The organism is Paraburkholderia caballeronis (assembly GCF_900104845.1).
GTDB lineage: Bacteria > Pseudomonadota > Gammaproteobacteria > Burkholderiales > Burkholderiaceae > Paraburkholderia > Paraburkholderia caballeronis.
Genome location: NZ_FNSR01000001.1, coordinates 650,579 through 664,573 on the forward strand (window position 1 = coordinate 650,579; position 13,995 = coordinate 664,573).

Genomic DNA, 13,995 nt, shown 5'->3' on the forward strand with positions numbered 1-13,995 from the left:
GCCCGGATCAGCGCCGATAACGCGCAAGCGTGAGCCCGTCGAGGTCGATGTCCGGCGTGCGCTGCGTGACGAGATCGGCGACCACGCGCCCCGATCCCATCGACATCGCCCAGCCGGTCGAGCCGTGACCGACGTTCAGCCACAGACCGTCGACGCCCGACGGCCCGAGCAGCGGCGGCCCGTCCGGCACCATCGGCCTGCGGCCGACCCAGAACTGCGCGGACGACGGCGTCGCCGCGTGCGGGAACCAGTCGTCGAGCACCTTCATCAGCGTCTGCAACGCCTGCTCGCGCAGCGTCGCGTGCCGGTTGCCGAGTTCCGCGGTGCCGGCGACGCGCAGGTGCGTGTCGAAGCGCGTGATCGCGGTCTTCAGCGATTCGTCCATCAGCGCGGCGCGCGGCGCCTTCTGGTCGTCGACGACCGGCAGCGTCGCCGAATACCCCTTCACCGGATAAAGCGGCACGCGCACGCCGAACGGCGCGACCAGCGCCGCGCTTTCGACGCCGAGCGCGACGACCACCGCGTCGGCGGCGAGCGTGCGCGGCGATGGATCGCGTGACGGCGGCGCCGGGGCCCGAGGCCCGGTCGCGTCCGACGCCTGTTTCGGCTCGCGCCGTCCGCGCCGCTCCGGCAGCGCGCGGATGCGCACGCCGCGCACGCGGCCCTGCTCGACGTCGAGGCCGGCGACGTCCGTGTCGAACAGGAACTGCACGCCGTTCGCTTCGCACACCGAGCGCAGTTCGCGCGTGAAGCGCGCGCAGTCGCCCGCTTCGTCGTCCGGCAGATAGACGCCCGCGACCGGCTTCACGCGCGACCATTGCAGGCCCGGCTCGATCCGCGCGCATTCGTCGGCGTCCATTTCGCGATAGACGACGCCCGCGTCGCGCAGCACCGCGAGCGCCGGCTGCGCCAGTTCGACGTCGTAGCCGCTGCGGAACAGTTGCAGGTAACCCTGGCTGCGGCCGTAGTCGAATGCATGGGCGGCAAGGAACGCGTGCAGGCATTCGCGGCTGTAGTGCGCGATGCGCTGCATCCGCTGCTTGTTCACGCGGAAGCGCGCGAGGTCGCATTCGCGCAGCCAGCGCGCGATCCAGCGCCATTGCGCGGGGTCGAGCGTCGGCCGGAAGATCAGCGGCGACGCGGGTTTCAGCAGGTATTTGACTAGCTTGAGCGGCATGCCCGGCGCGGCCCACGGCGTCACGTAGCCGGGTGCGATCACGCCCGCGTTGCCGAAGCTCGTGCCGAGCGCGACGCCGGGTTCGCGCTCGATCACGGTGACGTCGCAGCCGCGCTCGCTCAGGTAATACGCGGTGGCCACGCCGATCACGCCGGCGCCGAGGACGATCGTTTTCATGCCGCTCGCATTGGGGAGAACGGACGGTATTGCAGCATGTAATCGGTCATCGTGCAGCGGGCCCCGCAGTCAGCGGCTTGCCCTTCGTTTCCGGCAGGCACAGCGCGGCGACGATCACCAGCAGATAACCCGCGCCGGCGACCGCGCCGATCGCTTTCACGAGCGTCATCGACTGCGCGAGCGTGCCGACGAGGATCGGGAAAAACGATCCGAGCCCGCGCCCGAGGTTGTAGCAGAACCCCTGGCCGGAGCCGCGGATCGCGCTCGGATACAGTTCGGACAGGTACGCGCCGATGCCCGCGAAGATGCCCTGCACGACGATGCCGAGCGGGAAGCCGAGCAGCAGCATCGCGTTGTCGGTGACGGGCAGCATCGTGTACGCCATCCCGAGCACGAACGAGCCGACCGCGAACAGCACGAACGACGCGCGCCGGCCGATCCGGTCGCTCAGGATCGCGCCGACGATGTAGCCCGCGAACGAGCCGACGATCAGCACGATCAGGTAGCCGCTCGTGTTGAACACCGACAGGTGGCGGACCGTCTTCAGATAGGTCGGCAGCCACGTGGTGATCGCGTAATAGCCGCCGAGCATCCCGGTGCACAGCGCGCTGCCGAGCAGCGTCGTTTTCAGGTGGTCGCGGTCGAAGATCCGCAGGAACTGCGCGCGAGTGGCCGCGTCGTCGCGCTGCGCGCGGCGGGTCGCGACGAACACGTCCGGGTCGCTGACGTTGCGGCGCACGTACAGGATCCACAGCGCGGGCACGATGCCGATCCAGAAGCACGCGCGCCACGCCCATTCGTCCGGCAGCAGGGCGAAGAACGCCCAGTACAGCAGCGCGGCGGCGGCCCAGCCGAACGACCAGCTGCTTTGCACGGTGCCGACCGCCTTCGCGCGATGCTGCGGCGAGCGGATCGTCTCGGCCATCATGATCGTGACGACCGACCATTCGCCGCCGAAGCCGATGCCTTGCAGCGTGCGCGTCGCGAGCAACTGCCAGAACGACTGCGTGAAACCGGACAGGAACGTGAACACCGCGAACGTCGCGATCGTCCATTGCAGCACGCGCACGCGGCCGAGGCGGTCCGCGAGGATGCCGGCGAGCCAGCCGCCGATCGCGGACGAGATCAGCGAACTCGTCGCGATCATCCCGGCCTCGTTCTTCGACATTCCCCATGCGGCGATCAGCGTCGGAATCAGGAACGAATAGATCATGAAGTCGAACGCGTCGACCGCATAACCGCCGAAACCCGCATACAGCGTGCGGCGCTCGCGCGGCGTCAGCTCGGTGAACCACTGGAACGATCGCATCGCGTGTCCATCCCCTTTGTTCGTTGTATGACGGGTGTGACTGGCGCGCGTGGTCGGCGGTCCTGCGTGGGGCGCGAGTCGCGGTATTTTACGGTGCGATCTCGCGCGCGGGCCAACGTGGCAAAAATGCGGCGGGTTTGCCGCGACGGCAAACGATGAAGGAGCGGAGTGGGGCGGGTCAGCCGAGCGTCAGGCCGCCGTCGACGTGGATCACCTGGCCGGTGATATGACGCGCGGCGTCGGACAGCAGGAATGCAATCAGTTCGGCGATGTCGTCGGGCTCGGCGACGCGGCCGAGCGGCGTCGCGTCCGCGGCGCGCGCCCATGCGGGCGCGTTGTCGGCGCTCGGTCCGCGCTCCTTGCGCGTGTAGCCGGGCGCGACGCAGTTCACCGTGATGCCGTGCGGCGCGAACTCGGCGGCCGCCGTTTTCGCGAGCGATTCGAGCGCGGCTTTCGCGGCGGCGGTGGCCGCGAACGGCGCGTCCGCGCGATAGCGATGCGCGACGAACGAACTCAGCGCGACGATCCGCCCGCGCGTCGAGCGGCGCAGCGGTTCCGCCGCGCGCCGCACGAGCGCCGCGAACGACGCGGGCATCGACGCGAACGCGCCGACGAGCATGGCGGGGTCGAGCGACGACAGCGTCTGGCGTTGCGCGTGTCCCGCGTTCGCGACCAGTTGATCGAGCGTGCCGAATAACGCGAGCGTGGCTTCGACGATGCGCGCGGCCGCGTCCGGTTCGGCAAGGTCCGCATAGACCGTCGCGCAATGCGCCGCGCCGCGTTGCGCGCAGGCGTCGGCGACGCGCGCGAGGCGTTCGCGCGAGTCTTCATCGGCGCCGCGCGCGTGCAGCATCAACGCGGTGTCGGGCGCCGCGAGCCGGCGCGCGAGCGCGGCGCCGATTCCCGACCCGGCGCCGGTGATCAGGACGACGCGCGGCGTCGGCGCGCTCATGCGGCGACCCGGACCTCGGGCGTGCGCTCGACGTCGAGCGTCTCTTCGTGGAACGGCGCGAGCGATTCGCGATGCGCGACGCTGACGATCGCCGCCTTCGGCAGCCGTTCGTTGAAGAGCCGGTAGAGGCGCGCTTCGTTGTCCGGATCGAGCGCGCTCGTCGCTTCGTCGAGGAACAGGAAGTCGGGCTTGTGCAGCAGCACGCGCGCGCCGGCGAGCCGCTGCTGTTCGCCCGGCGACAGGATGCGGGTCCAGTGGCCGGAATCGGCGAGACGGTTCGCGTATTCTTCGAGCCGGCACGCGCGCAGCGCGTCGCGGCATTCGTCGTCGCTGTACGCGTCCTGCGGCGACGGATAGGTGAGCGCCGCCTTCAGCGTGCCGATCGGCAGATAGCTCTGCTGCGGGATGAACATCATCCGCGCATCGACCGGCGCGTCGATCGAGCCTTCGCCGAACGGCCACAGGCCGGCGAGCGCGCGCATCAGCGTGCTCTTGCCGGAACCGGACGGGCCGCGCACGAGCCAGCGCGAGCCGGGTTCGATCGCGATGTCGCGCACGTCGGACAGCGGCGCGCCGTTCGGCAGCGCGAGCTTCAGGTGATGCGTCGTCAGGCGGTTCGCATCGACGAAGTGCAGGTTGATGCCGCCGTGCTCGGTCGCGGGCGACACCGTTTCCTTCAGACGCGGCGCCTTCACGACGCGGCGGAATTCGCGCAGCCGGTTCACCGTGGCGCGCCATTCGACCAGCGTCGAATAACTGTTGATGAACCACGAGAACGAGTCGCTGACCGTGCCGAACGCCTGCGAGATCTGCATCAGCACGCCGAAGCTGAACGCGCCCGCGAAATAGCGCGGCGCGGCGACGACGAGCGGGAAGATGATCGCGATCTGCCCGTAGAAGCTCAGCACGAATGTCAGGCGCTTCGTGTACTTCATCACGCGCCACCAGTTGTCGCGGATGTGCGCGAACAGCCCCTGCGCGTTCGAGCGTTCGGTATCCATGCCGTCGTAGAACGCGATCTGCTCGGCGTTCTCGCGCAGCCGGATCAGGCCGAAACGGAAGTCCGCCTCGACGCGCTGCTGCTGGTAGTTGATCGACACGAGCGGATGGCCGACCTTCTGGATGATGATCGAGCCGAACACGGCGTAGAGCGCCGCGGCCCACACCATGTAGCCCGGAATCGCGAGGGGCTGGCTGCCGAGCGTGATCGTCAGCGCGCCAGCGAGCGTCCACAGGATCGTGATGAACGACACCAGCGTGACGACCGTCGACAACAGATCGAGCGTCAGCGACAGCGTCGTGGTCGCGAACGACTGCAGGTCGTCGCTGATCCGCTGGTCGGGGTTGTCCGCGAGGCGGTCGCGCTCGATCCGGTAGAACGCGCCCTTGCCGAGCCAGTCGGACAGGAAGCGGGTCGTCAGCCACTGACGCCAGCGGAAGCCGAGCATCTGCCGCAGATAACGCCCGTACACCGCGAGGATGATGAAGCCGAACGCGAGCCCGCTGAAGATCATCAGCAGATGGGGGAACTGCTTTACGTTTTTCGTTTGCAGCGCGTTGTAGAAGTCGGCGCTCCACGAGTTCAGGCGTACGTTGATCCACACGACGAGCAGGTTCATCACGATGATCGCGATCAGCAGCCCCCATGCGATCAGGCGTTCCTCGGAGACCCAGTACGGCTTGATCAGGCTCCAGGCCGAGATCTGTTGGTCCTGCTCGGGCGTGGGACGGGAAGAGAGGTTGGTCATGAGCGTCCTGATAGGTGCACGTGCGGCCGGCGGCCTGGCGGGGGCGCGGCGCCTGCCCGAACGGTGCGCGGGGCGGCGCGGCGACCGCCGGATTCTGGCCGTGACCGCTTAAACGAAGCTTAATGGCGCGGCCTGCCGTCGCGCGGCGGAGCGGATCGAGCCCGTGCGCGGCGGCGGCTTTCGCGCGGCTTGCCGGCGCCGACCTGTCGCTGACGCTGGCCGGATGCCGGCAAACCGCGTGGCGGCGCCCTGCGGGGCATTGTGCCAGAGCCGGCGCCGACCGCGACATTCCGTTCGGCCGATCGCGCGCGGCAGCGCCCCGGACGATGCGGCGGCGCGGTTTGCGGCGGCGTTGTCTTTTGTGGTCTAATGGCCGCTGACGAAACAGGGGTGCTTCGCGGGTATGCCGGGCGTACCGCGGCGAGGCTGAGAGAGACCCTTCGCACCCGATCCGGGTAATACCGGCGCGGGAAGTTTCCGGAAAGTCTTGCTGGGCGCATTGGTTTATGACGGCGTCCAGATTCCCGCCGGGCAGCGTGCGCGGCCATTGCTTCATGCATTGCTGCACGCCTGCGCGGCCGGCCTTGCCAGCCGGTTTCGTCCTTGGGTACGTGTGCTTCTTACCGTACGGAAAGGATACGATGACCGCTTATTCCGCTTCTTCAGTCGATTTTCCCATTCCTGCGCTGACCGCCGGCGTGTTCGTGCGTCTGTCCGCGTGTCCGGCCGCTTGCCTGCTCGCGCAGGCCGGAGTCCGATCATGAGCGCGACCACGCAGCAACCCGACTTCGCGGTGCTCGGCGGCGGCCTGTGCGGCCGGCTCGTCGCATGGCGGCTCGCGGGCGCGGGCCACCGCGTCGCGCTGTACGAGCGCGGCCCCGCCGACGGTTCGCAGGCGGCCGCGTGGGTCGCCGCCGCGATGCTTGCGCCGCTCGCCGAGGCGGCGGTCGCCGAACTGCTGATCACCGAACTCGGCGTCGCGTCGCTCGACACGTGGCCGCGCATCCTCGCGGAATTGCCCGAGCCGGTGTTCTTCCAGCGCAACGGCACGCTCGTCGTCTGGCATCACGCGGACCGCACCGAGGCGCCGCTGTTCGAGCGCCGCGTGCGCGCGAACGCGCCGCACGCGCTGGCCGACGAAGGGTTCGTCGCGCTCGCCGGCCCGCAGATCGACGCGGCCGAGCCGGCGCTCGCCGGCCGCTTCGCGCGCGGCTGGCTGCTCGCCGGCGAAGGGCAACTGGACAACCGCCAGGCGCTGCGCGCGCTGGCGGCCGCCCTCGCGCTGCGACGCGTCGAAACGCACTGGAACACCGCGGTCGACGATGCGCATCTGCCCGAGGCCCGCGTGACGATCGACTGCCGCGGGCTCGGCGCGAAGCCGGTGCTGCCGACGCTGCGGGGCATCCGCGGCGAGGTCGCGCGCGTGCACGCGCCCGGCATCGGCCTCACGCGGCCGGTGCGGCTGCTGCATCCGCGTTATCCGCTCTACATCGCGCCGAAGGAACACGACGTGTACGTGATCGGCGCGACCGAGATCGAGGGCGAGGATATGTCGCCGGTCAGCGTGCGCTCGGCGCTCGAACTGCTGAGCGCGGCGTTCGCGGTGCACCCGGCGTTCGGCGAGGCGCGGATCCTCGAACTCAATTCGCAGTGCCGGCCGACGCTGCCCGACCACCGGCCCGCGCTCGTCTGGGACGGCGCGCGGACGCTGCGCGTGAACGGCCTGTACCGGCACGGCTACATGATCGCGCCCGAAGTGGCGGACGAGACGGTGCGCGTCGCGCAGGCGCTGCTCGACGGCCGCGTCGCGGACGCCGACGCGTTCGGCGCGCTGCGCGAACGCTCGCGCTGGGGCGAGATGCTGCGGCTCGACGACACGCGACAGCCCGCGTAAAGCGGCGCGGGCGGCAGTGCGTTGGCGGCACGCCCGATGCGAAAACGAACTTACCCGTTGCAGGTAGCAAACCGATTTACATGGACATCCAGATCAACCAGAAGCCGCTGTCGCTGCCCGACGGCGCGACCGTCGCCGACGCGCTCGCCGCGTACGGCGCGCGTCCGCCGTACGCGGTCGCGCTGAACGGCGATTTCGTCGCGCGCGCGCAGCATGCGGCGCGCGCGCTGCACGCCGGCGACCGGCTCGACGTCGTGAGCCCGGTCGCCGGCGGCTGAACGGCCGTTCGCCCGCCCGCTCTACTCGCCTTGAGCCGACCACGCCTCTTCAACGCGATCAGCAAGGATTCTTCGTCATGACTCCCACCCCCACCCCCACCGCCGACGTGCTCACGCTGTACGGCGAAACCTTCGCGAGCCGCGTGCTGCTCGGCACGTCGCGTTATCCGTCGCTGCAGTCGCTGTCCGACGCGATCGCCGCCGCGCGTCCCGGCATGGTCACCGTCGCGCTGCGCCGGCAGATGAGCGAGGGCGGCGCCGAAGCCGGCTTCTTCGATCTGCTGAAGCGCCACGGCGTGCCGCTGCTGCCGAACACCGCCGGCTGCCTGACGATCAACGAGGCGGTGACCACCGCGCACATGGCGCGCGAAGTGTTCGAGACCGACTGGATCAAGCTCGAACTGATCGGCGACGACTACACGCTGCAACCCGATCCGGTCGGGCTGATCGAGGCGGCCGCGCGGCTCGTGAAGGACGGCTTCAAGGTGCTGCCGTACTGCACCGAGGATCTGGTGGTCGGCCGGCGTCTGCTCGACGCGGGCTGCGAGGCGCTGATGCCGTGGGGCGCGCCGATCGGCACCGGCAAGGGCGTCGTGAACCCGTACGGCCTGCGCGTGCTGCGCGAGCGCCTGCCGGACGTGCCGCTGATCGTCGACGCGGGGCTCGGCGTGCCGTCGCACGCGTGCCAGGTGATGGAGTGGGGCTACGACGGCGTGCTGCTGAACACGGCGGTGTCGCAGGCGACGCATCCGGACGCGATGGCGCGCGCGTTCGCGCTCGGCGTCGAGGCGGGGCGCGCGGCGTATCTCGCCGGGCCGATGATGGAGCGCGAGACCGCGCACGCGAGCACGCCGGTCGTCGGCATGCCGTTCTGGCATCAGGATGGAGGCAACGCATGACCGGCAAGCTGACGCTGAAGAACCGCGAGCTGTTCTGGCCGCCCGCGGACGAACTGACCGAGGCGGCGGAGCGCATCCGCGCGCGGCTCGGCGACTGGCCGCCGACGCACGCGCCGTGGCGCCTGTGCCTGACCCCGCCCGACGAGCCGAACGGCGGCGACCTGATCGTCGTGACCGACGCCGGTCCGCATCTCGCGAACATCGCGCGCTGGATGACGGCGGGCGCGGGCGTGATCGAGGCCGCCGACGACGCTGGAGGGGGCCGCGCGACGCTGCATCTCGGCGGCGAGCGTTACGCGCTCGAAGGCCAACTGGCGGAGGACTGGGTCGCGGCGCTCGCCGCGTTCCTCGACTGTGGATTCGCGCCGCACGACGCGCTGGTGCTCGCGCTCGCATGGCGCGACGGCGACGAGACGCGCACCGCCGACGCGTGGCCGGTCGATTTCGCGCGCTTTCCGCGCGCAGCCGGCCTGCCGGACGCGCCCGCGCAGCCGTTCGCGCCGTGTCCGCCGAGGCTCGGCCTGTATCCGGTGCTGCCGACGGCGGACTGGGTCGAACGGGTGCTCGACTACGGCGTGAAGACGGTGCAGTTGCGCAGCAAGCAGCCGAAGTCGCCGGCATTGGCGCGGGAAATAGAACGCTGTGTTGCGGCGGGGCGCCGGCACGACGCGCAGGTGTTCATCAACGACCACTGGCGCGAGGCGATCGACGCGGGCGCATACGGCGTGCACCTCGGCCAGGAGGACGTGCGCGACGCCGACCTCGGCGCGATCGCCGCAGCCGGCGTGCGGCTCGGGTTGTCCACGCACGGCTATTACGAGATGCTGGTCGCGCTGCACTTCCGCCCGAGTTATCTCGCGCTCGGCGCGGTGTTCGCGACGACGACGAAGGTGATGCCGACCGAGCCGCAAGGGCTCGCGCGGCTCGCGCGCTACGTGAAGCTGCTCGACGGCGTGGTGCCGCTGGTCGCGATCGGCGGCGTCGACGGCGGCGTGCTGCCCGACGTGCTCGCGACCGGTGTCGGCTGCGCCGCGGTCGTGCGGGCGGTCACGGAAGCCGCCGATCCGGCCGCGGCCGTTGCTGCGCTGCAGCGCGCGTTTACGCAATAATGGTCCGCCCCGCATCGGCGCCAGGCGGCGTCCGGTGCGGGAGTTGTGTTCGGGACCGGGCGCGTCACGGCAGTGTTTTCATGATGGCCCTATAATTCCGCCTTCGTGTAAATGGACTGTCAGCCTGGTGCCCTCTTCCACTGAGACCCTTCTGGAGCTGCGCGACGTCGATTTCGGCTATAGCGACCGGCTCGTCCTGTCCGGGCTGAACATGCGCTTCCCGCGCGGTCGGGTGGTGGCGGTCATGGGTGGCTCGGGCGGCGGCAAGACCACGGTGCTGCGGCTGATCGGCGGCCTCGTGCGCGCAAGCCGCGGCCAGGTGCTGTTCGACGGCCAGGACGTCGGCGCGCAGACGCGCGACGGCCTCTACGCGCTGCGCCGCAAGATGGGCATGCTGTTCCAGTTCGGCGCGCTGTTCACCGACATGTCGGTATTCGAGAACGTCGCGTTCGCGCTGCGCGAGCACACCGACCTCCCCGAAGAACTGATCCGCGATCTCGTGCTGATGAAGCTGAACGCCGTCGGCCTGCGCGGCGCGCGCGACCTCGCGCCGTCGGAGATTTCCGGCGGGATGGCGCGCCGCGTCGCGCTCGCGCGCGCGATCGCGCTCGACCCGCAACTGATGATGTACGACGAGCCGTTCGCCGGCCTCGACCCGATTTCGCTCGGCATCACCGCGAACCTGATCCGCACGCTGAACGACGCGCTCGGCGCGACGTCGATCCTCGTCACGCACGACGTGCCGGAGTCGTTCGCGATCGCCGACTACGTGTACTTCCTCGCGAACGGCGGCGTGCACGCGCAAGGCACGCCGGCCGAACTGCGCGAATCGACGGACCCGACCGTGCGCCAGTTCATCGACGGCGCGCCGGACGGCCCGTTCCGCTTCCACTATCCCGCGCAGCAGCCGCTCGCAGCGGACTTCGGCATCGGCGGAGGGCAGTCATGATCAGCGCGATCGGACGCGGCGTGATCGACGGACTGACGCGCGCCGGTTATGCGGCGCGCCTGTTCGTGCGGCTCCTGCTCGAATTTTTCCCGCTGCTGCGCCGGCCGCGGCTTGTCACGAAGCAGATCCACTTCGTCGGCAATTATTCACTGCTGATCATCGCGGTGTCGGGCCTGTTCGTCGGCTTCGTGCTCGGCTTGCAGGGTTATTACACGCTGAATCGCTACGGTTCCGAGCAGGCGCTCGGCCTGCTCGTCGCGCTGTCGCTCGTGCGCGAACTCGGGCCGGTCGTCACCGCGCTCCTGTTCGCTGGCCGCGCGGGCACGTCGCTGACGGCCGAGATCGGGCTGATGAAGGCCGGCGAGCAACTGACCGCGATGGAGATGATGGCCGTCGATCCGGTGCGCGTCGTCGTCGCGCCGCGGATGTGGGCCGGCGTGATCGCGATGCCGATCCTCGCGGCGATCTTCAGCGCGGTCGGCGTGCTCGGCGGTTACGTGGTCGGCGTGGTGCTGATCGGCGTCGATCCCGGCGCGTTCTGGTCGCAGATGCAGAGCGGCGTCGATGTGTGGGCGGACGTCGGCAACGGTGTCCTCAAGAGCATCGTGTTCGGCTTTGCGGTGACGTTTACCGCGCTGTACCAGGGTTACGAGGCGAAGCCGACGCCGGAAGGCGTGTCGCGCGCGACGACGAAGACCGTCGTGTACGCGTCGCTCGCGGTGCTCGGCCTCGACTTTCTGCTGACCGCGCTGATGTTCAGTTGATGGCCGGCGCACGCGCACGGCTGCCGTGCGCGATGCAGCGGCACGGCGGCGCGTCGCACGCCGCCGTCGCAACGGATTCTGATTGGGATGACGATGAAAAAGAATGCTCTCGACTTCTGGGTCGGCCTGTTCGTGGTGCTGGGCGTCATTGCGCTGCTGTTTCTCGCGCTGAAGGCCGGCAACATGAGTTCGCTGTCGTTCCAGCCCACCTACCCGGTGAAGCTCAAGTTCGACAACATCGGCGGGCTGAAGCCGCGCGCGCCGGTGAAGAGCGCGGGCGTGACGGTCGGCCGGGTCGCGACGATCGGCTTCGACCCGAACACGTACCAGGCGCTGGTGACGATCAACCTCGACCAGCAGTACCCGTTTCCGAGGGACACGTCCGCGAAGATCCTGACGTCGGGCCTGCTCGGCGAGCAGTACATCGGGCTTGAGCCGGGCGGCGACACCGAGATGCTGAAGGCCGGCGACACGATCACGATGACCCAGTCGGCGATCGTGCTCGAAAACCTGATCGGGCAGTTTCTGTACAGCAAGGCAGCGGACTCCGGCGCGGCGAAACCCGCCGGCGGCGAGCCCGCGGCCGCCCCGCCGACGGCGCCCGCAGCGGGCGCGGCAGGCAAGTAAAAGGAGAACAACAATGCAGACCAACCACATGCGCATCGCATCGCTCGCCGTGGCGGCGCTCGCCTTGTCCGGCTGTGCGACGGTGCAGACGCCGGTGAAGGAAGATCCGTGGGAAGGCTTCAACCGCACGGTCTTCACGTTCAACGACAAGGTCGACCAATACGCGCTGAAGCCGGTCGCGCAGGGCTACAAGAAGGTGACGCCGCAGCCGGTGCAGGACAGCGTGACAAACTTCTTCTCGAACATCGGCGACGTGTACAACGTCGCGAACAACCTGCTGCAACTGAAGATCGCGGACGGCGTCAGCGACCTGATGCGGATCGTGATCAACACGGTGTTCGGCGTCGGCGGCCTGTTCGACGTCGCGACGCTCGCGAAGCTGCCGAAGCACAGCCAGGACTTCGGGCTCACGCTCGGCCATTACGGAATGCCGGCCGGCCCGTATCTGGTGTTGCCGCTGTTCGGCCCGAGCACGGTGCGCGACGCGATCGGCACCGGCGCGAACTACTTCGTCAACCCGCTCACCTACGTCGATCCGGCCGGGGTGAGCTGGGGGCTGTACGGGCTCAACATCGTCAGCACCCGCGCGAACCTGCTCGGCGCGACCGACCTGATCGAAGGCGCGGCGCTCGACCGGTACTCGTTCGTGCGCAACACCTATCTGCAACGGCGGCGTTATCTGCTGACGGGCGGCGCATCGGGCCTGCCCGACTACGGCGACGGCGCGCCGCCGCCGAAGTACGACGAAGACGGCATCACCGGGCCGGCCTCGGGCGCGCCGGTTGCGGCACCCGGCGCGGCTGCTCCCGGGCAGGCCGGCGCGAGCGAGGCGCCGGCCGCGCCGCAGGGCGCCTCCGGCCCCGGCGAAACGAACGTGCCGGCCGGCCAGATGGTGCCGCCGGCGCGCTTCGGCTATCCGGCGATGCGTCTGCACTGACCGGCGCCGGCCGCGTAACACCCGGAAACGCTTGTCGCAGTTTGTTCGCAGTTTTCGGATGGAGCGCGGTCAAACGCGCATGGTATCGTTGGCTCCCGTGGGGCGCTTCCTTCCCCGTCCGCAGGAATTGATATGAAAAGATTCTTCCTTATTCCGTTTTTTGCCATGTTTTTTGCGTTCGCCGGCGCGGCTTCCGCGCAGACGGTGGACACGAGCAACCCCGACACGCTGGTCAAGACCGTGACCCAGCAGGTGATGGACCAGATTCGCGGCGATAAGTCGATCCAGTCCGGCGACCTCACGCGGATCACCGAACTCGTGAACGAGCGGATCCTGCCGTACACCGACTTCCGCCGCACGACGCAACTGGCGATGGGCCGCAACTGGCGCAGCGCGACGCCGGCGCAGCAGGAGCAGATCGTCGAGCAGTTCAAGACGCTGCTGATCCGCACGTATTCGGGCGCGCTCGCGCAGGTCCGCGACCAGCAGATCCAGTACAAGCCGTTCCGCACGAGCCCGGACGACACCGACGTCGTGGTCCGCTCGACGGTGCTGAACAACGGCCAGCCGATCGAGCTGGACTACCGTCTGTACAAGACCCCGCAAGGCTGGCGCGTGTATGACATCAACGTGCTCGGTGCGTGGCTGATCCAGGCATACCAGCAGCAGTTCCAGGAAAAGATCCAGCAGGGCGGCGTGGACGGGCTGCTCCAGTTCCTCACGCAGCGCAACCAGCAACTGGCGGCGGGCAAGGCGTCGTGAGCCGCTTCGAAACCGGCGCCACGCTGACCCACGCGAGCGCGAAGGCCGCGCTCGCGGCCGGTCTCGCACGCATCGCGGCGGGCGCGACCGGCGTCGATTGCATGCCGCTCAAGCAGTTCGACTCGTCGGCGCTCGCGGTGCTGATCGCGTGGCAGCGCGCGGCGCGCGCACGCGGCCAGTCGCTCGACGTCGTGAACCTGCCTCCCGCGCTCGCGAGCCTCGCGCACGCATACGGCGTCGATCCGCTCCTCGGCGAGCGACATTGACCCGCGGCGGCGGTCGCCCATCGGGCGACGCCGCTGCCTTCTCCCGCCCCCGGGGCGAATCGGTCCTACCGACTTTGCCCTATAATCAACCGTTTTTTGGGGCTTTGCGTCAGAGCACCGACGCGGCGCGAGCCGTCCCTCATTCCG

15 protein-coding genes and 1 riboswitch are annotated in these 13,995 nt (G+C 69.4%); of the genes, 11 read left to right on the plus strand and 4 right to left on the minus strand.

The window, feature by feature from the left end; translation table 11 throughout:
• Positions 1-7: 7 nt before the first annotated feature.
• From BLV92_RS02860 to BLV92_RS02875, 4 genes are all read right to left on the minus strand, one after another.
• Positions 8-1,354 carry a D-amino acid dehydrogenase gene (locus BLV92_RS02860; RefSeq protein WP_090542051.1) on the minus strand — a complete coding sequence of 449 codons (1,347 nt, stop codon included), beginning with the start codon at positions 1,352-1,354 and terminating at the stop codon, positions 8-10.
• A gap of 46 nt (positions 1,355-1,400) precedes the next feature.
• A complete protein-coding gene (locus BLV92_RS02865; protein WP_090542053.1) occupies positions 1,401-2,663 on the minus strand; it encodes an MFS transporter in 1,263 nt (420 codons plus the stop codon).
• Between the two features lie 178 nt (positions 2,664-2,841).
• Complete coding sequence (locus tag BLV92_RS02870; RefSeq protein ID WP_090542054.1) at positions 2,842-3,615, minus strand: SDR family NAD(P)-dependent oxidoreductase; 774 nt, start codon at positions 3,613-3,615, stop codon at positions 2,842-2,844.
• Positions 3,612-5,363, minus strand: a complete 1,752-nt coding sequence (locus BLV92_RS02875) for an ABC transporter ATP-binding protein/permease (protein WP_090542056.1) — start codon at positions 5,361-5,363, stop codon at positions 3,612-3,614. The genes BLV92_RS02870 and BLV92_RS02875 overlap by 4 nt, the downstream gene beginning before the upstream one ends.
• Before the next feature lie 376 nt (positions 5,364-5,739).
• Positions 5,740-5,853, plus strand: a riboswitch (TPP riboswitch).
• 151 nt (positions 5,854-6,004) lie between these two features.
• On the opposite strand from BLV92_RS02875, the gene BLV92_RS32850 reads away from it, so the two are divergent.
• The 11 genes from BLV92_RS32850 (at position 6,005) to BLV92_RS02925 (ending at position 13,848) form a co-directional block, all read left to right on the plus strand.
• Complete coding sequence (locus tag BLV92_RS32850) at positions 6,005-6,127, plus strand: hypothetical protein (RefSeq protein ID WP_256216323.1); 123 nt, start codon at positions 6,005-6,007, stop codon at positions 6,125-6,127.
• Positions 6,124-7,257: an FAD-dependent oxidoreductase gene (locus tag BLV92_RS02880; protein ID WP_090542058.1), complete on the plus strand. Its 1,134-nt coding sequence runs from the start codon at positions 6,124-6,126 to the stop codon at positions 7,255-7,257. Before BLV92_RS32850 ends, BLV92_RS02880 begins: the two co-directional genes overlap by 4 nt.
• 80 nt (positions 7,258-7,337) lie before the next feature.
• Complete coding sequence (gene thiS / locus BLV92_RS02885; RefSeq protein ID WP_090542060.1) at positions 7,338-7,535, plus strand: sulfur carrier protein ThiS; 198 nt, start codon at positions 7,338-7,340, stop codon at positions 7,533-7,535.
• 77 nt (positions 7,536-7,612) lie between these two features.
• Entirely contained in the window at positions 7,613-8,434 is an 822-nt protein-coding gene (locus BLV92_RS02890; protein WP_090542062.1) for a thiazole synthase, read from the plus strand.
• Positions 8,431-9,543 (plus strand): thiamine phosphate synthase, encoded by a 1,113-nt coding sequence (gene thiE, locus BLV92_RS02895; RefSeq protein WP_090542064.1) that lies wholly within the window; start codon positions 8,431-8,433, stop codon positions 9,541-9,543. The genes BLV92_RS02890 and thiE overlap by 4 nt, the downstream gene beginning before the upstream one ends.
• Before the next feature lie 124 nt (positions 9,544-9,667).
• The gene (locus tag BLV92_RS02900; RefSeq protein ID WP_177197985.1) at positions 9,668-10,492 is read left to right on the plus strand and encodes an ABC transporter ATP-binding protein; all 825 of its coding nucleotides are present in this window, start codon (positions 9,668-9,670) and stop codon (positions 10,490-10,492) included.
• Positions 10,489-11,256, plus strand: a complete 768-nt coding sequence (gene mlaE, locus BLV92_RS02905) for a lipid asymmetry maintenance ABC transporter permease subunit MlaE (RefSeq protein WP_090542068.1) — start codon at positions 10,489-10,491, stop codon at positions 11,254-11,256. Before BLV92_RS02900 ends, mlaE begins: the two co-directional genes overlap by 4 nt.
• 87 nt (positions 11,257-11,343) lie before the next feature.
• Positions 11,344-11,883 carry an outer membrane lipid asymmetry maintenance protein MlaD gene (gene mlaD / locus BLV92_RS02910; RefSeq protein ID WP_090542070.1) on the plus strand — a complete coding sequence of 180 codons (540 nt, stop codon included), beginning with the start codon at positions 11,344-11,346 and terminating at the stop codon, positions 11,881-11,883.
• A gap of 13 nt (positions 11,884-11,896) precedes the next feature.
• Complete coding sequence (locus BLV92_RS02915) at positions 11,897-12,820, plus strand: MlaA family lipoprotein (RefSeq protein ID WP_090542072.1); 924 nt, start codon at positions 11,897-11,899, stop codon at positions 12,818-12,820.
• A 132-nt stretch (positions 12,821-12,952) separates the two neighbouring features.
• Positions 12,953-13,582: an MlaC/ttg2D family ABC transporter substrate-binding protein gene (locus BLV92_RS02920; protein ID WP_090542074.1), complete on the plus strand. Its 630-nt coding sequence runs from the start codon at positions 12,953-12,955 to the stop codon at positions 13,580-13,582.
• The gene (locus BLV92_RS02925; protein ID WP_090542076.1) at positions 13,579-13,848 is read left to right on the plus strand and encodes an STAS domain-containing protein; all 270 of its coding nucleotides are present in this window, start codon (positions 13,579-13,581) and stop codon (positions 13,846-13,848) included. Before BLV92_RS02920 ends, BLV92_RS02925 begins: the two co-directional genes overlap by 4 nt.
• The last annotated feature ends 147 nt before the right edge of the window (positions 13,849-13,995 follow it).

Coding starts and splice junctions, on each gene's coding strand:
- BLV92_RS02860 (WP_090542051.1), bottom strand. CDS start 1,354: ATGAAAACGATCGTCCTCGGCGCCGGCGTGATCGGCGTGGCCACCGCG.
- BLV92_RS02865 (WP_090542053.1), bottom strand. CDS start 2,663: ATGCGATCGTTCCAGTGGTTCACCGAGCTGACGCCGCGCGAGCGCCGC.
- BLV92_RS02870 (WP_090542054.1), bottom strand. CDS start 3,615: ATGAGCGCGCCGACGCCGCGCGTCGTCCTGATCACCGGCGCCGGGTCG.
- BLV92_RS02875 (WP_090542056.1), bottom strand. CDS start 5,363: ATGACCAACCTCTCTTCCCGTCCCACGCCCGAGCAGGACCAACAGATC.
- BLV92_RS32850 (WP_256216323.1), top strand. CDS start 6,005: ATGACCGCTTATTCCGCTTCTTCAGTCGATTTTCCCATTCCTGCGCTG.
- BLV92_RS02880 (WP_090542058.1), top strand. CDS start 6,124: ATGAGCGCGACCACGCAGCAACCCGACTTCGCGGTGCTCGGCGGCGGC.
- thiS (WP_090542060.1), top strand. CDS start 7,338: ATGGACATCCAGATCAACCAGAAGCCGCTGTCGCTGCCCGACGGCGCG.
- BLV92_RS02890 (WP_090542062.1), top strand. CDS start 7,613: ATGACTCCCACCCCCACCCCCACCGCCGACGTGCTCACGCTGTACGGC.
- thiE (WP_090542064.1), top strand. CDS start 8,431: ATGACCGGCAAGCTGACGCTGAAGAACCGCGAGCTGTTCTGGCCGCCC.
- mlaE (WP_090542068.1), top strand. CDS start 10,489: ATGATCAGCGCGATCGGACGCGGCGTGATCGACGGACTGACGCGCGCC.
- mlaD (WP_090542070.1), top strand. CDS start 11,344: ATGACGATGAAAAAGAATGCTCTCGACTTCTGGGTCGGCCTGTTCGTG.
- BLV92_RS02915 (WP_090542072.1), top strand. CDS start 11,897: ATGCAGACCAACCACATGCGCATCGCATCGCTCGCCGTGGCGGCGCTC.
- BLV92_RS02920 (WP_090542074.1), top strand. CDS start 12,953: ATGAAAAGATTCTTCCTTATTCCGTTTTTTGCCATGTTTTTTGCGTTC.